The organism is Desulfosporosinus lacus DSM 15449 (assembly GCF_900129935.1).
Taxonomy (GTDB): Bacteria; Bacillota; Desulfitobacteriia; order Desulfitobacteriales; family Desulfitobacteriaceae; genus Desulfosporosinus; species Desulfosporosinus lacus.
The window spans coordinates 27503-47908 of sequence record NZ_FQXJ01000005.1; the positions used below are offsets into that span (position 1 = coordinate 27503).

Below are 20406 nucleotides of genomic sequence, written 5' to 3' on the forward strand. Positions count from 1 at the left end.
GAAGATGACAAAGAATGCTAAACTTTAGACGGGTTAAAAACCTCGCCTGCCAAGCAGAGTGTTTTAGGTGCGATAAAAACGTTTTTCTAATTCCGAACGAGTCATTGTAACCATTGTAGGCCGTCCGTGTGGACAGGTATACGGATTTTCTGTGCGGCTGAGGCTTGCCATCAGTTGTTCCATTTCAGGCAAGCTAAGGGAGTCTTTCGCTTTAATCGATTCCTTACAGGCTAACATATAAATCCATTCTTCTAATATTTTATCAAACGTCGGCGGTGAATTTTTAAGTAGAACCTCTTCAATGAATTGTCGAAGCAAATCATCGGCTTGAAACGAACCTGTTTGAACGGGTACGCCACGCAGTAAATAAGTTCGAGAGCCAAATTGCTCTATAATGAATCCCATTTCATTTAAAATCCATAAGTTTTCTATAAGCACCTGCTCTTCTTGAAGAGAAAACTCCATGGGAAGGGGTATTAAAAGGGTCTGGCTGGCTTGTTCAGCTTGTCTGAACTCTCTCAGCAGTCGTTCATAGTTTACCCGCTCATGAGCCGCATGTTGATCGATCATTATAAGCACCTTACCATCTGTAGCCAGGATATAGGTGTTAAACAGTTGCGTCAACGGCCACATATGACTCAGAGATTCCGTAGATTCTGCATCAATCTGAGCGGTGGAACTTTCTTGAATGTCTAAATAATCCTTTACTGTCTCCGGTTCCCTTTGATATAAATTTATTTGATCATCCTTGTGTATTTCAGAGCTGGCCGGCATTTTTAAATCAGGCACAACAGTATCTGGAGATTTGTGAAGTATCTCGGTTTGATTAGTAAATTTGATTTTCGACTGTTCGTACGCATGAGGTTTATAGGACAGTTTAGAGTGAGTATCTGGCAAGCTTGGCGCTTCTGACTCACAAATGTCGATCTTTTTATAGGAGCTTGGTGACAGGGTTAAGGATTTAGAATTTTGAACCTCAGCTAAAGTTAAGGGAACCTGGGATTTAGGGGGGATTGAGGATTTAATTTGAATTGAAGGTAAAGGTTTACTCTTGATCAACCCCCGATAAACCGTTTCACGGATAAATTGGGTTAAGGCTTGCTCCTCCTTAAACCGCACATCCATTTTTGTAGGATGAACATTCACATCATAATCAGAAGGAGAAACAGTTAAATGCAATACCACGACAGGATGAAGCTTTACGGGTATGAGGGTATGATACCCTTCAGCCAGAGCACGACTTAAAATTGGCGAGCGAACTATCCGTCCATTGATCATAAAAAATTGCGCTTGTTTAGAAGACCGAACCAGGTTTGGGGGGCTGATAAAACCTGCCAGATGCCATTTTTCTTGTTGTTCGTTAATGGGAATGAGTTGGCGGGCAATATCATATCCCAGAACCGTACCTATGGCTTCCCGCAAATCTCCACGTCCTGTGGTTTGTAATACGACCTGTTGAGGGTGGGTCAAAGAAAAGGCGATATCTGGGTGGGCAAGGGCAATTCGTCCGATGGTATCACTTATTAGGCCAAATTCAGTTGGAGTGGATTTTAGGAATTTTAAGCGAGCGGGTGTGTTATAAAAAAGATCGCGTACGGTCACAGAAGTTCCTACAGGACATCCGATTTCTTTAAGCTCTGCTTCTTCCCCACCATGAAGGGTGAGACTTAATCCGGCAGCCTCATCGACTGGTCGGGAGGAAATTTCCAAGTGGGAAACAGAAGCAATACTCGGGAGTGCTTCCCCTCTAAAACCGAGAGTTTGCAAATGATTTAAGTCTTCGATCTGAGAAATTTTACTTGTCGCATGACGTATCACCGCCAAAGGCAAATCTGTAATTCCGATTCCGCTGCCATCATCCCGCACCCTAATTAAAGGTACTCCGTTTCCTTCGATAGTAATATCAATGTGTTTTGCACCTGAATCTATGGAATTTTCGACTAACTCCTTAACCACAGAGGCTGGACGTTCGACAACTTCACCGGCAGAGATTTGGTTTGCAGAATGAGCATCAAGAATATGAATAACCGGTGTCAAAACTCCATCAGTCCTTCTTTCCTATTCCAAAGGTATTGTTTATCATGCAATTGATTTTGTAACATTCCATTTGCAAAACCTTCATTTGGTTTTTGAAGATGATCCCATAGGTCGTAACCTGCTTGCTCACAAATTGGGCAGGCTTCGAAGGGAATTCGCACCAATATTGACGTTTCTGTATATCGTCTGCTTTCTATATAGACAGTTCCGGCGCAATTACTGCACTCTCGTACGTAATCATGTCGTGTTTCTTGGAAACCTTCTGTATCATAATAAACCGAATGGGGAATGGATATCCAATTCCCCTTAGGAAAATAGGGCTTGTTTTGAATTGTGAAACTTTGCTTGACTGTTTGCTGTTGCTTTTGAAGATCTTGAATATAAGGTTTCAAGGCAGCTAAAGTTAATGTAGTACGTTTCAGCTTCTGAGGTTCACGAACATGATGGTAGTCTTCTCCGGCAAGGGCAAGTAAGATGGCTAAGTTGACATATGGGAGTGCCCCTTCAATGGAATATCCCCCTTCGAGAACTGCTAAATCCGGTTGAAGGAGTTCAGTAATCCGTCCGTATCCCCTCGCAGTTAGATTCATTGAAGCCAGCGGATCGGTAAAATGGTTGTCTTGCCCAGCTGAATTAATAATGATTTCTGGAGCAAATGCCTGCAAGCGCGGCAACACCCAGTTTTCCAAAATGTAATGGTAGCCTTCGTCACCGGTGCCGGGCGGAAGTGGTATATTCAAAGTTTGATCCCAGGCATTAGGACCCCCTTTTTCATTAACGAACCCGCTTCCCGGATAGAGTGTGCGCCCATCTTGGTGGAGGGAAATAAAGAGAACATTAGGGTCATGGTAAAAGATATCTTGAGTTCCATCTCCGTGATGAACATCCGTATCCACAATAGCAATTCTTTTTTTACCAAAACGAGCTCTTAAATAGTTGACAAGAATAGCTTCATTATTTAGCGAACAAAAGCCGCGATTTCCCCATACCGTCGCTCCTGAATGATGACCCGGGGGGCGAGCCATAACAAAACCGTTGTCGATCTCGCCCTTCACTTGCGCTTCTCCCAGCAGAAGTGAACTTCCGGCGGAAATAAGATGGGGATCTAAGCTTTCAATGTGAGCTCCCGGACTAGGAAATAACGCCTGTGTTCTAAGCACATCTTTCATAGTGGCGACACGGGGAGAAAACTGCTTAATCTGTGGCAGGTCAAGAACTCCCTCTTCAAAAAGTTGCTCTTGAGTATAAAGGAGACGCTCCTCACGTTCCGGATGGGAGTCACCCAACGACCAATCAAAGGCAGGGAAAAATAAAATTCCTGTTCTTTTCATTCCTTTACCCTCCCAATCACTCCTGGCCGTAAATGGACGGCCCCACGGATAATTTGACCTACGGTTTGATAATTTTGAACAATAGGAAAGAAATCGAAGGGTTCCTTCTCCATATCTTGAATTTCAATTCCATAGTTTGCAGCTTGCTGTTGAACAAGAGTCTCCAGAAAACCCTCCACTTCGCGGTGAGGCCTAAGCGATCCTGTCCATTTCCCTTGTTCCCCGGTCTCTTCAACTCGATACTGTTTCATATAAGTGTCAAGATGAAGAGTACAATCAAAGGCAGGTCTGGCCAGAGCGGCTCCAAGGGCATTAGAGACTTCCGAGAAAGCTCCCAGTTGAACCGTTGTTTTTAGTCGTTTCCCCAAAGCCGTTGTGATTCCCCTGGCACCCCCGCCACTGACTATGGTATTAAACTCCTTGTTTTCATGAGGATGAAGGACCTCCCAAACTTTGTAGGCCGGCTCCTCTTTCCACTCTCGCTTAAGTGAATCGACTGCTTCCGCAATTCGGTCAACTACCCTGTCGATAATCTCAGCAGCCAGATCATGGAGGAGCTGTGGATTTCTCTGTTCAGGTGGCAATAGGGAGGCCAGCCCTTCTTCCGCCAGCTGTTCATCCCCATAATCAATAAGCTTAAGATAACGCATGGCATCCGTGGGAGTTGGTCTGTCACCACCCAGACAGCAGGCAGGACCAAGTCGATATTCTTCTATGACAAAGCCCTGATCTTTAGTACGGACAACAGAGTCCCCCCCCACTGGAATAGAGCGAACTGCAAGGGAACGTACAAGGGTTGAAAAACCACCTATTTGAGCTCCTTTTGAACTAATTAAGGGGGCTCCGGAAAGAGTAAGACCAATATCTGTCGTTGTACCTCCAATATCAACAATAATCGAAGAAGCATTCGGGCTGGTTTGGGTCAGCGCAGAAAGAACACTGGCCGCCGGTCCGGAATAAATGGAATCAATCGGCCGTATCTTGGCTAGCGGTAAACTTCCACCATCAGCTTTTAAGATGTAAATAGGAGCTTGAATGTTCCGAGCGCTTACGGCAGTTTGCAGTTGTTGAGCAAATTGGTGATATAAATCGGAAACGCCCAGATTAAGGTAAGTTGTTAGACTGCGACGATAAAAATTAGCCTGTCCCCACTCATGCCCTAGGGCCAAGGTTAATGAGGGATTGTGCTCTTTCAGGTAAGCAGCCAGTTGTTCCTCATGAAGACGGTTTCGGTGGGAGAACTTTCCTACAATAGCCGCGTGAGATATATTATCTCTTTGCAATTGGAGTTTATCCCATTCTTTCTCATCGGGGGCCTCAATTTCTCTGCCCCTAAAATCCATTTCTCCACTGAGTTCTGTGTAGCTTACTGGCCAAGGAAGGGCATCGATTTTCATCCCATTTCCCGAGAACAAAAGTAATTTAACCGGGGGAATTCGGTTTTGCAGAACCGCATTTGTTACCAGTGTGGTACTTACCGTGATTTGGTTAATCTCCTGTTCATCTGAGATCTTTAAGGTATCAAAAGCATTCATGAGGGTTTCTACTAAGTTATCAGACTGGGTGGGCACTTTAGCTGTCTGTTGGATTCGGCCATGGTGAAAATACACGGCATCAGTATAAGTACCTCCCACATCAATACCTACTCGATTAAACATAAGTTACCCCCTTAATCGATGTTCGTGGTTCGAAATTCGTTGTTCGATCTATAAGCACGAAAACTAATTTCGAACTACGACTGAAACTGAACTTGAAATATGGACTAGGTCCACTAACATGAAATCTCAACCCTGATTTCCTATTTAGGAATTCAAACTTCGATCTTCGAACCACGAACTACGAGTATCCTACATGGTTTCTGCAGATTGTATACGCTCACGTATGTCAAAGAGATATTGAAGAGCTTGGCGTGCAGTCATATCTTCCAAGGGAAGCTTCTCAATTTCTTGCAAGAGTGGATGTGTTTTGGGAACATCAAAAAGGGTAAATTGAGTGATAACCTTGGCCGGGGCATCTTCAGTATGAACGGGTTCGGAGGACTCTAATTCTAAAAGTAAGGATTTGGCACGCTGAATTAACTCTTGCGGAAGACCAGCCAGACGAGCTACTTGAATACCATAACTGCGGTCTGCACGGCCAGGCAATATTTTGTGTAAAAATATGATATCTTCCCCACGTTCCTTCACACCTACATGAAGGTTAAAAAGACCGGAAAAATCATCTTGAAGTTGAGTTAATTCATGATAATGAGTTGCAAAAAGGGTTTTAGGGTTAAACTCGGGATGTTGCACCAGGTGTTCAGTCACCGCCCATGCAATACTAAGCCCATCATATGTAGCAGTCCCTCGTCCGATTTCATCTAAAATGATCAAGCTGTTACGAGTGGCATATTTCAGAATGTGGGCTACTTCTTGCATCTCAACCATAAAGGTGCTTTGACCGGCTGTTAAATCATCGGATGCCCCAACCCGTGTGAAAATACGGTCAACCAGTGTAATACTGGCCTTTTTTGCGGGTACAAAAGAGCCAATATGAGCCATTAGAACAATTAACGCGACTTGACGCATGTAGGTGGATTTTCCAGCCATATTTGGACCTGTGATGAGAGCTAAATGCTGACTTCCGGACAAATGGGTATCGTTAGGAACAAAGCCACCCTGTTCAATCATTTCTTCGACAACCGGGTGTCGGCCTTCAGTAATAAGAATCTGTCCATCAGTTTTGATTTGGGGACGAACATAATGATTGCGAACTGCCACTTCTGCCAAACTAACGAAAACATCAATTTCCGCGAGTACTTGAGCCACCTGAATGATTTTTTTAGTATTGGCTCTGACCTCTTCTCGAAGAGCTAATAGAAGTTCATATTCAAGATCCTTCAGCTTTTCTTCAGCACCTATGATTTTCAGTTCATATTCTTTGAGTTCGGGCGTAATAAACCTTTCAGCATTGGACAGAGTCTGCTTGCGTTGATAGTCACTAGGAACAAGATGAGCATTAGCATGTGTAATTTCTATATAATAACCAAAGACTTTATTATACCCTATCTTTAATGAACGAATTCCCGTACGTTCTCGTTCGGCATTTTCTAACTGGGCTAACCATTCTTTACCACCCGTCGCAATCTTACGTAATTCGTCTACTTCTTTAGAATACCCTGTTTTAATAATATTCCCTTCTCGCAGGGAGAGTGGAGGATTTGGATTAATGGCATTCTGCAATTTAGTAACGAATAGATCAAGTCCTTTAAGATAAGGAACCTTGATTTTGAGAGTTTCAAAAGAACTTGACGTAAGAATCATGCAAATATCCGGAAGCAAAGCTAAAGTCTGGGTCAACGACAATAAGTCCTTTGCATTAGCAGTTCCATAGGACACTTTTCCCATTAAACGTTCGAGATCATACACTTCGGAAAGAAGTTTTTGTAAATCATTGCGAAAAAATGAGTCTGCTATTAATTCTTCAACTGATTTAAGTCGTTCTTCTATTTCAACTTGCTTAAGCAAGGGCTTGTCTATCCAATGCTTTAAGAGTCTTCCACCGAAGGCTGTTTTGGTTAGGTCCAGAACAGAAAGCAGTGTTCCTTTCTTACTGCCCCCTCGAAGGGATTCTGTGAGTTCCAAGTTGCGACGCGTCCATTGATCAAGAAACATCCAACGCTCGGAACGATATGTTTTGATTTCAACAATATGGGTAGGATCAACCCCTGGCATGGTCTCCAGTAAGTAGTTCCATAAACCGGCGGCAGCTTTGGCAGCTATGGGGAATTCCTGAAACAATGACTCTTGTCGTTGAAAATGATCGCGCATAGCCTGACCGCCAAAAGTCTTTTGTTCGCGGACGGTACAATAATAGCCTATCCAGAGTTTAGGCCTTTTCAGCAGTTCAGGTGGCAGAAGGAGTTCAGCAGGGTTAATCCTAGAAACTTCAGTAAGAAGTACATCTAGGTCAGCAGTTTGGAAAATAGCAAACTCACCTGTGGATAAATCCAGGAAGGCTAACCCCCATTGTTCATGGTAATATACACTGGCTAAATAATGATTTGAACGTTCGGAGACAGACTCTGTCAGAGTGCCGGGGGAGACAATACGAATAATATCACGTTTGACAATTCCTTTAGAATCTTTAGCGTCTTCAACTTGTTCGCAAATCGCAACTTTATTGCCGGCCTTAACTAGTTTTGATAAATAATTATCTAAAGCATGATAAGGGACCCCACACATGGGGATACGTTTCCCTTCTCCTGCATCTCTTCCGGTTAAGGCGATTTGTAAAATCGGTGCCGCGACTTCAGCGTCTTCCCCGAACATTTCATAAAAATCACCTAATCGAAAAAATAGAATTGCATCCGGCGCTTTATCTTTAATAATTCGGTATTGTTGCATCATTGGGGTAGTCATATTTGTCTTCTCCCCTTTTAGATTCAATTCTAAGCAGGCCCTGGTTTCCGGCCAGTATCAAAAAAGGGAAGAGCTTAGCATTAGCCCTTCCCTTTCCCAAGTATCGGTGGTTTAGCAGGGATTAGTTCCCGCAACCACAGCCTCCGCTTCCACAGCCTCCTGGATTACACCCGCCGGAATCACAGCTGTCATCTCCACAGGAACAACCGTCTGATGTCCCAGCAATAGCACCAGCTAGAATAGCATTAACACTATCTAACATTTCCGTGAATTTGTCTTGCGCTTGCATATAAGCAGCAATGGAAACATTTGCTTCTACTTTAGCTTCAATTTCATCCACTGCATTTTTATCAGCTTCAGAAGGCTCTTCACCACTTTGTTGTACTTCCATAAACCGCTCTTGAGCTTTCTGTAATTCTGCAATTAATTGTTGTGCTGAAGGGTCAGCAGCCATTGCATCTTCCATAGTGTGTAATTCAGAAAGCTCGGAACTTCGAGCAATGGCATCCGCCAAGAGTCGGGCATTTTCAATAATTTCATTTGTCATAGTGTATCAACACCTCCGAATATTACATTCTACATAGAACAGCATGATTCCTGCTTATAAATTGCATGCTTAAACAAATTCTACCCTTCTATTCCTCAATGTTCCCCACCAGGGTCCAAGTTCCTGCTTCAGTGATCCGAATATTAACCAAAGATCCGACAAATTCCGAGGGTCCCTTAAAAACAACAAGTTCATTTCCGCGGGTTCGCCCGACTAAGCGCTCTGGATTTGTTCTGCTGGGACCTTCAACAAGAATCTCGTAGGTTTTCCCGATCATCTCTTCACGCCATGCTAAACTTTTGACGTTCTGAACACTCATTAGTCTCTGCAAACGTCGCTTTTTAACATCTAGAGATATTTGATCCTCCATTTCGGCTGCAAGGGTGCCCGAACGTTTTGAATACATAAAGGTGAAGGCATGGCTATAATGAATCATGTTCATTATTTCTAAGGTTTGCTCAAAATCTATTTCGGATTCGCCTGGAAAACCAACAATTATATCTGTGGTCAAGCTTGCCTTGGGCAAAATTTCATGAATCTTATTAACTCGACTAAGGTAGTATTCCCTGGTGTATTTCCGATTCATGCGCTCTAAAATGAAATTACTGCCAGACTGTATGGGAAGATGAAAGTGTTCGCAAAGTTTATTCCCACCAGCCACAGTTTCAATCAGTTTATCCGATAAATCCTTAGGGTGTGAAGTAATAAAACGGATTCGCAAAAGGTTTGGTATTTGATCTACATCATGAAGTAAATCCGCAAAGTCATAGACCGGAGAAAATTCCTTGCCATAGGAATTAACATTCTGACCAAGTAACGTTACTTCTCGGCATCCACTGGAGACAAGGTCTGTGATCTCTTGAATAATCTCCTCTGGTTTACGGCTTCTTTCCCTGCCACGAACGTGAGGAACAATGCAATATGAACAAAAATTATTGCACCCATACATGATATTTACATTTGCTTGCAACTTGCCTTTCTCTGCTTGCGGGGTGGATTCCAACGGCATTTTTGGTTCTTGCCATACTTCCGCAACTTTCGCTCCCTGCTCAGCTTGATGCAGGAGAGCCGAGAAATCATGTAAATTATGGGTTCCCGCCCAAATATCAATATGGGGGGCTCGTTTCTGCAGTCGCTCTAGGGCCCCGGGTTGCTGAACCATACAGCCACTTATGGCTATCTTTAAGTTAGGATTTTTTTCCTTTAGCTTTTTTAGCTCCCCTATTTTTCCGAGTATTTTATTTTCAGCACTTTCTCTTACACAACAGGTATTTATAATCACTAAATCTGCATTGAGAAGATCATCAGAACTCGTATACCCTTCTTGTCTAGTGATCTGGGTCAATGTTTCAGCATCTCGTTCAGACATCTGACAGCCGTAGGCCAGTGTAACAACTTTTTTTCCTTTATCCTTATCCAAAGAATTTTTCAACTCCAAATCAACCTTTAATTCCTAATATCATTATAATAGTTTATTAAGACAAGAACAATTATTTATTAATTATGACAGCAAAAGTATTATGCACTTTCTCTATAGATTTTATAATTATATGACGTACAAAAAGTTATAGTTTATCAATTCCGAGACACCCACTTCAAGTGGGTGTTCCTTATTCTACTTTGGTGGGGGTAGACTCCCCCACCGAAGTCTTGATGTTCAGCTTTAGCTGAGGGAGTTCACTATGATTTTCTCTTCTTGAGCGCCTTACTTGCCTGCGCCAATAGCGAGTCTTATTCCTTTTATTATTTAAGGAAACGATTAAGAAAAACACGCCGGACAGAAGTATCGTTCCAACAATCCAAGTGGAAAAAGGGGAACCTAAGGTTTTCTTACCAGGGTCTGGTTGAACCGATCTTGAGGCTACTAGAGGAAAGGTATCTAAGTGAGTATCCCCATCAAGAATTTCTACTTGCGCAACTGCTTGTCCCTCTTCAACAGAGGTTAATTGGCTGTCAGATAAGGGAGATACCCGGAGATTAAGCATCTCCTGCTGTTCGTTTACTTTTTGGGTCATATAGATCGGTCGGTCAATAATTAGATCTACAGGCTGATCATTAACTGAAATTGAAGAAATAGCAGTTCCCGCAGGTTTAAACGTCTTTGTGTCAAACTGAGTAAAGCCATATTCAAACATCTTTTGCATATCAGTGTAGATCTCACTTCCCGGCGACTTTAAAATCACACCAATAAGATGTCGTCCGTCTTTTGTAGCAGAGGCAACAAGACAATTCTTAGCTGCTTCAGTATAACCTAGCTTGATTCCATCAATGGCAGCGTCTCGCCATAAGAGTTTATTTTGGTTTACCATTAAGACTGGAACATCCGGCTTTGATCTTGAGATAGGTTGTGTTTTCGTGCGAACAAACTCTGCAAAGATAGGATTTTGATAAGCGGCACGGGCAATAAGTGCCAAATCATGAGGGGTTGTAAGATGTCCGGTTTCAGTTAAACCCGTTGGATTAACAAAATGAGTCTGAGATGCTCCTATTTCAATGGCACGTTGATTCATCATTTCGACAAAGTGGGGCAAGTCCTTACCCACATGCTCTGCAAGAGCAACTGCTGCATCATTGGCTGAATTTAACAAGGTCGCGTAGAGAAGGTCTTTAAAAGCCAGTTTTTCCTCAGGCTCAAGGTATATTTGTGTACCATAAACCAGTTTATTGTTTAACATGGTATCGCTGGCAGTCACAATATCGTCAAAATTTCCGTTTTCAACTGCTAAAAGTCCGGTCATAATTTTAGTAGTGCTGGCCGGAGCCAACTGCTCATCTGGATTTTCCATAAAAATAGCTTGTCCAGACATTACATCAATCAAGTAGGCCCCTTCTCCGCGTACATCCGGCGGCAGAGAATTTTCGGCATAAGCAATGGGCGTAAAACTCAACATAATAGAAAACGAAAGTATTAAAGCACTAATAAATTTCACCGATGTCTGCCTCCTATAAAAAACAAAAATAATAGATTGGAATTGCATAGCCTACCTAATAACCAAACTTATAGAAGACTTGGTTGAAACCAAATCTTCTAGCAATGAAAAATATCGCGGAGAAAAAAGGGACACTCCCCTAAGTAATTATATTATTTCAGACAAGAATAGAAAAGAGCCAGCGTTCCGGGTCCAGTATGGCTGCCAACAACACAGCCGATTTCACTAATCCAGATATCTTTAACTTTAATGCGTTGGTGAATTTCCTCAATTAAAATTTGAGCTTCATCAAAACAAGCTGAATGTGATATTCCTATCACTTGCTCTTCAGAATTAACAATTTCTTGTTCCATTACATCAACTAATTTGCGTATAGCCGCACGTCGAGTACGAACTTTCGCAAAGGGCTCAATCTTTCCTTCTGGGGTAATATGCAAAACAGGTTTAACATCAAGTAATCCACCTATAAATCCTGCTGGTTTACTAACCCTTCCCCCTTTAACGAGATATTCAAGAGTATCTAAGGTAAAAACGTAGCGTATGTGTTTGCGATATTCGAGAATAGTATTTTCTGCCTCTTCCCATGACGCCCCAGATTTCAAGATGTTCTGAGTGAAAAGAGCCAACAACCCATAACCAAATGAAGCTCCTAAGCTATCAATTACGTGTATTCGTTCGGGAGCTGAGGTCATCTCACGCATCATTCGAGCTGTCGCAACTGTTGAACTTAAACCTGAAGAAAGATGAATTGCTGCCACATCGTGACCTTCAGACAAGATCTTTTCATATGCTTCCAATAGAGTATTGGGATTTGGCTGAGATGTCTTAGGCAATTCCTTAAAAGTTTCAAATTTGGCGTAAAAGTCTTTTGTTTGTAGGTCTACTCCTTCTAAGAAGGTCTTACCGTCAATATTTACGGGCATAGGAACCGTAATAATGCCTGCATCATTTGCTTTGTCTAAAGGGATATCAGCCGCACTGTCAACAAGTACTTTGAAGGACATGCTACACCTCCTACAAAACGATACATGTTAGTTTAACATAATATTATTCTGGATGAACTAGGATTATCCTGCTATTATCGAACAAAAAAATAATGCCCATCATTCCGATGAGCAAGATTTCATAATTATTAAAATTCTAAACACATGTTAAGAACGAAATTCACCTTTGTTCAAGATGCTAACTGTTGAATGATTGCATGTTGTCCAAGGATTGCCATTAGTTTTGAAAGTTCTTGCTTCTTTACTACCCGATAATTCACTTCTTCTCCTTCAATCCACGTAACAAGAAACATACAATCCCTCCTCTTCTCATCTTGTATTATGTATACATAATACCATGAGTTAAGTAGAAATACAATCATATATCATAGTACCATTATAAAGTTTTCTTATCTTGGAGTAGGAATAGAGGCTTCTTGTTTTTCAAATACAGGTTGTAAACTTTGCCATATTTCGTATTTACGGACATCTGCCAGATGACCTTCTTTGTTAAGAAAAACGTGAACGGTTTTTCCTTCTGTTAATAGCCTCTCATCACAATATATGAGATAAGTAAAGGTTATACTTCGGGAAGTCATAGTTTCAATTTTCGTAACTACAGTAAGTTCATCATCATAATGAGCGGGTTTACGATAACGGCAATTTGCCTCTACCACAGCCAGACTTAAACCTTGTTTCTCAAACTCTGTATACGGGAGGTTTAACACTCTGAATAATTCTGATCTTCCGACTTCAAACCAAATTAGATAATTAGAATGATAGACAACTCCCATTTGATCTGTTTCAGCATAACGAACACGCAGATTAGTTTTTGAAGATAATCCCATTTAATGACCCTCTTTCAAATAGTCTTAGTTTGAATAAGTAAATAGTTTAGCTACCATAGTAAAGAATTTGTAGATATTCTTACTGCTATGTTATAATGTGCAAAAAATCTTCTCTGCCAGCGATTAAAAAGGAGGATCTATCCTTGAGTACTTCACCCTTGCAAATATTTATCGAACGTATTAATGAGCTGTCTAAAAAACAGCGGTCTGTTGGTTTAGAAGAATGGGAACGGGCCGAACAAGAAGCATTGCGCCAAGAGTATTTATCATTTATTCGGGAACAAGTTAAAGATACCCTGAGCAAAGTTCAAGCTGAAGAGGACCCCCCTATTCAGTAACCACCATGGAGCAAGTATCGCCTTGCTCTTATTTTTATGTAATTCGACAATAAAGTATTTGATACCTTTAAGTAAATATTAATTCTCAGGATCTTCAAAATGTATTTGTTTTAACCAATAGGCAAATAATAAGTAGGATAGATAATCTATTTTAAGGAGGAGGATCATCTTTGCCGGAACGAATTATTAAGTACGGAGGAGTAAAATTTCGAAATCTTGTTCCCCCTGTGAAAATAAACCGTTTTGTTAATCGTTTACCCCGCAATAAAAGAGAATCACTCTTCGAGATTGCCAGTGAGTTACAGAATGAGGGGCTGATTAGAGTATTTAATGACAGGTCACAGAGTACAATTGATAAAGATACTATTGATAATCAAATGACGAATACAGGTAATTTTGATCACGATATCCCAGGGCTTAAAAGGAAGGTAAAGGATTCACTAACCCAGCCTAAGTAAAGCTATGAAATTAATTAATCGCCATGCGTGGCGCATCCGAATAAACGCGAATAGTCCATGGACTATTCGCGTTTATTCTTATTTTATCCCTTATTTAACACGAAACAAACTATACAATTTAGTTATAGGATGCTCACTGAACCCTCATACATCATGCCTGTTAAGGCATCGACTGTCAAAGTCTGCCCGTCTTCAACCTTGGAAAAGGCATCTGCAGCACCAACAATCGTCGGAATCCCATACTGTAATCCTGTGATAGCAGCGTGTGAAGTCAAACCGCCCTCTTCAACAACTAATGCTCCCGCACGCGAAATTAAGGGTACAAAACTTGCATCTGTTGACAATGCAATTAAAACTTCCCCATCGTTAAAAACTTCTTTCTCCGGGAATTGAACTTTGCGTGCTAATCCTGAATAGGATCTGCGTCCAATTCCAATCCCCTTAGACAAGATATTGCCCATTACTTGCACTTTTATCATATTTGTAGAGCCTACCTTGCCAATAGGGACACCGGCGGTAATAACAACGACATCGCCAGCGTGAATATAGTTTTGATTTAAAGATGTATTGACCGTGACTGACAACATTTCGTCTGTTCCAGAGCTTTCGGGAACTAGAATGGGTTGTACCCCCCATTGCAAAGATAGCTTTCTTGCGGTACTGGCAAATGGGGTTGCAGCAATAATCATGGCAATTGGTCGATACTTTGAAATCATACATGCCGTCAACCCAGAATGAGTAGGCGTCAGAATCGCAGTCGCCTGCAGGTCTTTTGCTATGGTGTAGCTGGCAAAACTGATCGCTTCGGCAACGTTAAGCTGAGTATAACGCGAGGATACATTATTTAGACAGGTCTTTTCAGTACGCTTTGCCAGCTTATCCATCATTTGTACTGCTTCAATAGGATATAGGCCCGCAGCAGTTTCACCCGATAACATAATAGCATCCGTTCCATCCAAAATTGCATTAGCAACATCACTTGCTTCTGCTCTTGTAGGCCTTGGTTGGCGTATCATGGAGTCTAACATTTGAGTGGCGACAATAACAGGTTTACCAAGTAAATTACACTTACGAATCATTTCCTTCTGTCTAATAGGGACTTCTTCCACCGGAATTTCAACTCCAAGATCTCCTCGGGCAACCATGAGGCCATCAGCTACTTCAAGAATGTCATCTAAGTTATTGATTCCTTCCTGGCTCTCGATCTTAGCAATAATATGGACATCTGCTCCCATTTCTTCAACAACCCTGCGGACGTCCAGAATGTTTAGTGCTTTACGTGTAAAAGAAGCCGCAATAAAGTCAATCCCTTGGGCGATGCCAAAACGAATATCTTCAATATCTCTTTCTGTGACAGCAGGCAGGTCTATGTGTGCATTTGGTGTATTAACTCCTTTTTGAGATTTAAGAATTCCGCCATTTCTAATGATAGTTCGAATAATTTCCTTGTCCACGGAGGTAACTTCTAAGTCAAGCTGGCCATCATCTATCAGAATATGGCTGCCGGGCTGAATTTTCCGCCATAGATCAGTATAGGTGATTCCAACCCTTTGCTGATTTCCAAGGCTAAGGTCTGTGTCTAAAATAAACTCTGATCCATTAATCAAAGTAATTCCTTCTTCAGGAACCTTTCCGGTACGTACTTCCGGCCCTTTAGTGTCCAGCAGTATCCCCAAATGTTTTCCGAATTTAGCCGCTTCCTTCCGTAGAGTCACAATTCTGCGGCTGTGTTCTTCGTGGGTTCCATGGGAAAAATTCAGTCGAGCAACATCCATCCCAGCTGCTAGAAGTGCTTGAACCTTTTCTTCAGACTCACTTGCCGGACCAATGGTACAGACAATTTTTGTCCTTCTCATACAACAACCTCCTTCTAGCTTACAAACCTTTTGTTACAATAAGCTTCACGAAATCTAAAATCCGATTTGAATAGCCCCATTCATTGTCATACCAAGCTAAAACTTTAGCCATTCGATCTCCCATCATCATGGTTGATAATCCATCTACAATAGAGCTGGCTGGGTTGCCATTGTAATCGTGAGAAACTAAAGGCAATTCGTTATATTCGAGGTAGCCTTTCATCTTCCCATTAGCAGCTTGCCGTAAGGCAGCGTTTATTTCATCTCTGGTTGTTGGTTTACTTAAATTAACGACAAAATCAACCAAAGAAACATTCGGAGTTGGCACTCGTACAGCAAGTCCATTTAATTTACCATTTAATTCAGGTATCACAAGGGTAACAGCTTTAGCTGCACCAGTGGTAGTTGGGATCATCGATTGATAGGCAGCTCTGGATCTGCGCCAGTCTTTATGCTCTAAGTCTAAAATTCGTTGGTCATTAGTAACAGAATGGGTGGTCGTCATCATCCCTTGTTCAATTCCAAAGGTATCCAACAGAACTTTAGCTACTGGAGCAAGACAATTGGTTGTACAAGAAGCATTAGAAACCACATGATGTTCTGCGGGATTATACAGATTTTCGTTAACCCCCATTACGATGGTAATATCTTCGTTTTTTGCCGGTGCAGAGATGACGACTTTTTTAGCCCCAGCAGTAAGATGCTGAGCAGCATCATCACGTTTTGTGAATCGTCCCGTTGATTCAATGACAATATCAACTCCAAGTTTACTCCAAGGCAAGTCTAAAGGATTTTTTTCGGCGAAGATGTCAATTCGTTTTCCATCAACGAGCATTGTGTGTCCATCTATATCTACTGAATTGGGAAGGACACCATGAACTGAATCATACTTAAATAAATGGGCTAATAAATCCGGACTTCCTAAATCGTTAATGGCAACGATTTCAAATGGAAGAGTTTGATTTAGCGATGCTCGAAGTGTAAGCCTACCAATACGCCCAAACCCATTTATTGCTACTTTAATACTCATATGTTTAACCTCCTCATAATAATCAAAGATATAATATGTTCATGGTAAAAATAGTTACTCTCTTTTAACTCTATTCTGTGGACACTAATAAATCCCTGCTCCCCATTTGTATTCCTTCACAGAATTTTCCACATCGCCTTTCATTATCAGAGTTTCTATAAGAGTTTCATCAATATTGATAGTTAGTTTACCATCTATACTTCCCTAAAAAGAAAAAAACTTGCAAAGCCAAGGGCTGCAAGTTTAAATTAATAACTTAACTTTACAGAAGAGCTATAATATAGATTTAGGTTGGCTTTTTACAACTGCAATTGCTTCATCTTCAACGTAAGATAGGATTTTTTCAAGTACTGACATCAGTTTATTCTCAACCCCCGAGAAGTTCATAGCCGGCACATAGTAGGTTTCCAGTAAGTCATGAGTGGCCTTCGCTTTCTCAGAATTCTTAAGTGCTCTTGTTATATGTTGGTTAACTCGAATCTGACAACCCCGAATTTCATCGCCACAGTTTTTAATGAGCTCAGTATTATTAAGGCTTTGCTCGAAATTCAAGGGGATAACTTTGCCCTTAAAATTAGGAGTGTAAGCGTAGGGCTCACAATCAATGACCAAAGCAGTTTTAAGATCCGGAAGAATAATAAGGTCCAGTTGCTCGGGGTCAAGAGTATTATGGTAATATTCGATACTTAATCCATAGATTGCAGCCCGCTCCGCGATTCTGGAGAGGAAGGTTGACTTACCTGTTCCAGGTTGCCCTTGTAATATGTAGAGCGTCTCAGTTTTATTTAGCAAAGTATCTATAAACTGGGTTTTTCCTTGTGGAGTATGACCCCAGGCAAATAAATGTCGCTCTGTACCATGATTACTTGATGAAGCTTTAAAAATTTCTTTTTGTATCTTTAAGGTCAGTTGATTGATCTGACTCCAATCCTGGTATGTTGATATATAGTACTTCCATTCAGCTAAGGCAATTTTTGCTTCCTTTAAAGCGAAATAAGCTCTTTGAAAATAGCTTGTGACTTTCAAATTACAGTCTATGATATTTTCTCTTGATTTCTTAATTATATCTTCCTTCCAGTATTCACCGAGATTAATTATTTCATCTACAGCACCTGGATTCTTCGGATCCACAATATGGGGCGCTGTTCCGTCCAGTAAGCCAATCTTAAGTTCAGGAATGACTAGCCCATCAATAGATCCGTTGTCTGACGAACAACAATGGTACTCAATATCATACCCCCGGTCTAACATGGATTGACCAATCTTTTTCATAAATGATGATTTACCTACGCCGGGTCCCCCTTTAAGGACAAAGATGTGGTTAGCGTTTTGTTCAATCATATAATGGTAAAATGAATAGAAACCTTGTGATGTTACTGCTCCAGGAAATACCTTCTTAATATGTGCATTCGACATATAGTATACTCCTCCTTTATTGCATCTGCATAACATTCCTATTCAGATAGGCAAGTTCATGTTCCGGATTTTAAAAATATCTAATCTTTTGAAAAGATCCGAATACAAAAAGACCGACTAATTAGTCGGTCTTTTTATATTGGACATTCTTACACTTTTAAAATAAACACTCAAATCTAATGAGTAAATTATAATGCTTTTTCTAAAATCTCAGCTACATCTAATGCCTTTAATTCTTCCCCAACTTCACGAGCAGCTATGCCGTCAGCGAACATGGTGAGACAGAATGGGCACGCAGTTCCGACATAGTCTGGTTTTACAGCAATGGCCTCATCGGTGCGCATTTCATTGATCCGTTGTCCTTCATGCTCTTCCAGCCACATTCGGCCTCCACCAGCACCGCAACAGAAACTCTTCTCGCCGGTGTGTGCCATTTCCTTGATATCCAGACCAACTGCTTTAAGCAATTCACGAGGTTGTTCGTAAATCTGATTGTAACGGCCCAGGTAACATGAATCGTGATAGGTGACGGTCTTTTTGTCCGCGTTAGACAGCTTGAGTTTTCCGGACTTAACTAGATCTAATAGGAATACGGTATGATGAATAACTTCAAAGTTACCGCCTAATTGTGGATATTCGTTCTTTAAGAAGTTATAGCAGTGAGGGCATTGAGTAATGATTTTTTTAACTCCGTAATTGTTCATAACTTCAATGTTCTCAGTGGCTAAAGAATAGAATAAATACTCGTTTCCTAATTTACGAGCTGAGTCACCACAGCATTTTTCTTCATTTCCCAAGATGGCAAAATGAACACCTGCAGCTTGGAGCAACTTAACAAGAGAAGCGGAAACTTTTTGATTGCGTGCATCAAATGCGCCTGAACATCCGGGCCAATATAAATACTCTGCCGTAGGATCTTCTTCGAAAGTTTTAACCCCAAGACCTGTAATAAAATCAGCACGTGTTGTCCAGCCAATACCCCATGGGTTTCCGTTATTCTCCATGTTTTTGAAAGCTAATTGTGCTTCAGCAGGGAATCTTGTCTCCATAAGGACGAGATTACGACGCATATCAATCGTTTTATCAACATGTTCTACGAACACAGGACATTGTTGCTCGCAAGAACGACATGTGGTACAAGCCCAAAGGTCATCTTCAGGTATCACTTCACCAATGAGTGCCCGACCAGTCCATTCTTCCGTCTCTTCAGACTCGCTTGCTGCGGCAGCTTCTTGGCCGGCAGCTTGAGCTAAGACTTTATTTTGAGCTTGAACAGCAGCACCCGTTTCTTCCATAAGAACTCGCATATCTTGGATAATGCGTTTCGGGTTAAGGTGTTTACCGCTCAAGTATGCGGGACAGTTATCTTGGCAACGTCCGCAACGTAAACAAACATCTGTATTAAACAATGCCTTCCAGGAAAACTCACGCAATTGGCTTTTGCCAAAGGTTTCCAGGCTTTCATCTTCAAAGTCAATCGGCTCAGGAATACCAATCGGGCCACGGTTGCGGAAGAACTGATTGAGTGGACCCAACAGTACATGGAAAAGCTTAGAGTATGGGAAATAAGCAATGAATGCCATCGCTAAGGCGAGATGTAACCACCAGAGGAAAACGTGTAAGGACAAAAGTTGAGCTTCATTAAGCATAGCTTTTAGCGGGATAGACATCCATTGTCCGACAAAAGCATACCCAGCCCAAGGATCCGGTACTACAGCGATGCGTGCCCCTTGGATGACAAAGCCTGTTAATAAAATGGTGAATAATAAGACAAGTGTTATTGCATCGTCAGGTTTATTATCTAAACGATCCGGCCTTTGGATATACCGACGGTATGCTGCAACAACGATTCCTATCAGAGCTGCAAGTCCAAACAAGTTTGCTGTTACTTTAATGAAAAGGTAAAGCCAACCGTGGAAAATGTTTAGGGCGAAATCTGCTTGAAGAGTGATAATGGCTGTTGCAAAAGCTAAAAACAAAAATCCATAGAAAATTCCAGCATGCATCAGACCCGGATAAGCATCTTTAAGAATTCGTTTGTGGGCAAAGGTGTAAACTATTACGTCTTTGATTCCTGGCCAAACGTCTTTCCATCGATTATCAGGTTGTCCTAATTTCCAAAGCTTAACTCGTTTATACACTCCATAAACGAAGATAGCAAGTGCAATGATAAAGAATAAATAAAGCCAATGATGTCCTTCAACGTTCCAATACACTTGACGTGTTGCCATT

16 protein-coding genes are annotated in these 20406 nt (G+C 41.4%); 2 read left to right on the forward strand and 14 right to left on the reverse strand.

The window, feature by feature from the left end; genetic code table 11:
* Window positions 1-63: 63 nt before the first annotated feature.
* The 10 genes from mutL to BUB11_RS07160 form a co-directional block, all read right to left on the reverse strand.
* On the reverse strand, window positions 64-2037 hold the full coding sequence (mutL, locus tag BUB11_RS07120; protein WP_073028951.1) for a DNA mismatch repair endonuclease MutL: 1974 nt from the start codon (window positions 2035-2037) through the stop codon (window positions 64-66).
* Complete coding sequence (locus BUB11_RS07125) at window positions 2034-3368, reverse strand: histone deacetylase family protein (RefSeq protein WP_073028953.1); 1335 nt, start codon at window positions 3366-3368, stop codon at window positions 2034-2036. The genes mutL and BUB11_RS07125 overlap by 4 nt, the downstream gene beginning before the upstream one ends.
* Window positions 3365-5026, reverse strand: a complete 1662-nt coding sequence (locus tag BUB11_RS07130; protein ID WP_073028955.1) for a hydantoinase/oxoprolinase family protein — start codon at window positions 5024-5026, stop codon at window positions 3365-3367. The genes BUB11_RS07125 and BUB11_RS07130 overlap by 4 nt, the downstream gene beginning before the upstream one ends.
* A gap of 189 nt (window positions 5027-5215) precedes the next feature.
* Window positions 5216-7768: a DNA mismatch repair protein MutS gene (mutS, locus tag BUB11_RS07135; protein WP_073028956.1), complete on the reverse strand. Its 2553-nt coding sequence runs from the start codon at window positions 7766-7768 to the stop codon at window positions 5216-5218.
* A 121-nt stretch (window positions 7769-7889) separates the two neighbouring features.
* Window positions 7890-8315: a YlbF/YmcA family competence regulator gene (locus BUB11_RS07140; protein WP_073028958.1), complete on the reverse strand. Its 426-nt coding sequence runs from the start codon at window positions 8313-8315 to the stop codon at window positions 7890-7892.
* Between the two features lie 88 nt (window positions 8316-8403).
* Window positions 8404-9735: a tRNA (N6-isopentenyl adenosine(37)-C2)-methylthiotransferase MiaB gene (miaB, locus tag BUB11_RS07145; protein WP_282433984.1), complete on the reverse strand. Its 1332-nt coding sequence runs from the start codon at window positions 9733-9735 to the stop codon at window positions 8404-8406.
* Window positions 9736-9925: 190 nt separating this feature from the next.
* The gene (locus BUB11_RS07150; protein ID WP_084110199.1) at window positions 9926-11245 is read right to left on the reverse strand and encodes a D-alanyl-D-alanine carboxypeptidase family protein; all 1320 of its coding nucleotides are present in this window, start codon (window positions 11243-11245) and stop codon (window positions 9926-9928) included.
* Window positions 11246-11397: 152 nt separating this feature from the next.
* The gene (locus BUB11_RS07155; RefSeq protein ID WP_073028959.1) at window positions 11398-12249 is read right to left on the reverse strand and encodes a DegV family protein; all 852 of its coding nucleotides are present in this window, start codon (window positions 12247-12249) and stop codon (window positions 11398-11400) included.
* Between the two features lie 170 nt (window positions 12250-12419).
* Window positions 12420-12542 carry a hypothetical protein gene (locus BUB11_RS28710; protein ID WP_282433985.1) on the reverse strand — a complete coding sequence of 41 codons (123 nt, stop codon included), beginning with the start codon at window positions 12540-12542 and terminating at the stop codon, window positions 12420-12422.
* Between the two features lie 96 nt (window positions 12543-12638).
* Complete coding sequence (locus tag BUB11_RS07160) at window positions 12639-13076, reverse strand: acyl-CoA thioesterase (protein ID WP_073028961.1); 438 nt, start codon at window positions 13074-13076, stop codon at window positions 12639-12641.
* 143 nt (window positions 13077-13219) lie between these two features.
* Here BUB11_RS07160 and BUB11_RS07165 point away from each other — a divergent pair, with 143 nt between their 5' ends.
* Both BUB11_RS07165 and BUB11_RS07170 read left to right on the forward strand, forming a co-directional pair.
* Complete coding sequence (locus BUB11_RS07165) at window positions 13220-13414, forward strand: DUF896 domain-containing protein (RefSeq protein WP_073028962.1); 195 nt, start codon at window positions 13220-13222, stop codon at window positions 13412-13414.
* A gap of 170 nt (window positions 13415-13584) precedes the next feature.
* Window positions 13585-13872, forward strand: coding sequence for a hypothetical protein (locus tag BUB11_RS07170; protein ID WP_073028964.1), 288 nt, complete (start codon window positions 13585-13587; stop codon window positions 13870-13872).
* A 122-nt stretch (window positions 13873-13994) separates the two neighbouring features.
* Here the strand turns inward: BUB11_RS07170 and pyk are convergent, their stop codons facing one another.
* The 4 genes from pyk to BUB11_RS07190 form a co-directional block, all read right to left on the reverse strand.
* The gene (gene pyk, locus BUB11_RS07175; protein WP_073028966.1) at window positions 13995-15728 is read right to left on the reverse strand and encodes a pyruvate kinase; all 1734 of its coding nucleotides are present in this window, start codon (window positions 15726-15728) and stop codon (window positions 13995-13997) included.
* Between the two features lie 19 nt (window positions 15729-15747).
* Window positions 15748-16758, reverse strand: a complete 1011-nt coding sequence (gene gap / locus BUB11_RS07180) for a type I glyceraldehyde-3-phosphate dehydrogenase (RefSeq protein ID WP_073028968.1) — start codon at window positions 16756-16758, stop codon at window positions 15748-15750.
* A gap of 273 nt (window positions 16759-17031) precedes the next feature.
* Entirely contained in the window at window positions 17032-18174 is a 1143-nt protein-coding gene (locus BUB11_RS07185) for a PRK06851 family protein (RefSeq protein WP_073028970.1), read from the reverse strand.
* A gap of 188 nt (window positions 18175-18362) precedes the next feature.
* Entirely contained in the window at window positions 18363-20405 is a 2043-nt protein-coding gene (locus tag BUB11_RS07190) for a heterodisulfide reductase-related iron-sulfur binding cluster (RefSeq protein WP_073028972.1), read from the reverse strand.
* Window position 20406 lies beyond the last annotated feature (1 nt).

Excerpts from the sequence above, each read along its gene's own strand:
- gap (WP_073028968.1), bottom strand. The coding sequence starts at position 16,758 with ATGAGTATTAAAGTAGCAATAAATGGGTTTGGGCGTATTGGTAGGCTT.
- BUB11_RS28710 (WP_282433985.1), bottom strand. The coding sequence starts at position 12,542 with ATGTTTCTTGTTACGTGGATTGAAGGAGAAGAAGTGAATTATCGGGTA.
- mutS (WP_073028956.1), bottom strand. The coding sequence starts at position 7,768 with ATGACTACCCCAATGATGCAACAATACCGAATTATTAAAGATAAAGCG.
- BUB11_RS07190 (WP_073028972.1), bottom strand. The coding sequence starts at position 20,405 with ATGGCAACACGTCAAGTGTATTGGAACGTTGAAGGACATCATTGGCTT.
- BUB11_RS07185 (WP_073028970.1), bottom strand. The coding sequence starts at position 18,174 with ATGTCGAATGCACATATTAAGAAGGTATTTCCTGGAGCAGTAACATCA.
- BUB11_RS07160 (WP_073028961.1), bottom strand. The coding sequence starts at position 13,076 with ATGGGATTATCTTCAAAAACTAATCTGCGTGTTCGTTATGCTGAAACA.
- pyk (WP_073028966.1), bottom strand. The coding sequence starts at position 15,728 with ATGAGAAGGACAAAAATTGTCTGTACCATTGGTCCGGCAAGTGAGTCT.
- BUB11_RS07140 (WP_073028958.1), bottom strand. The coding sequence starts at position 8,315 with ATGACAAATGAAATTATTGAAAATGCCCGACTCTTGGCGGATGCCATT.
- BUB11_RS07155 (WP_073028959.1), bottom strand. The coding sequence starts at position 12,249 with ATGTCCTTCAAAGTACTTGTTGACAGTGCGGCTGATATCCCTTTAGAC.
- BUB11_RS07130 (WP_073028955.1), bottom strand. The coding sequence starts at position 5,026 with ATGTTTAATCGAGTAGGTATTGATGTGGGAGGTACTTATACTGATGCC.
- BUB11_RS07125 (WP_073028953.1), bottom strand. The coding sequence starts at position 3,368 with ATGAAAAGAACAGGAATTTTATTTTTCCCTGCCTTTGATTGGTCGTTG.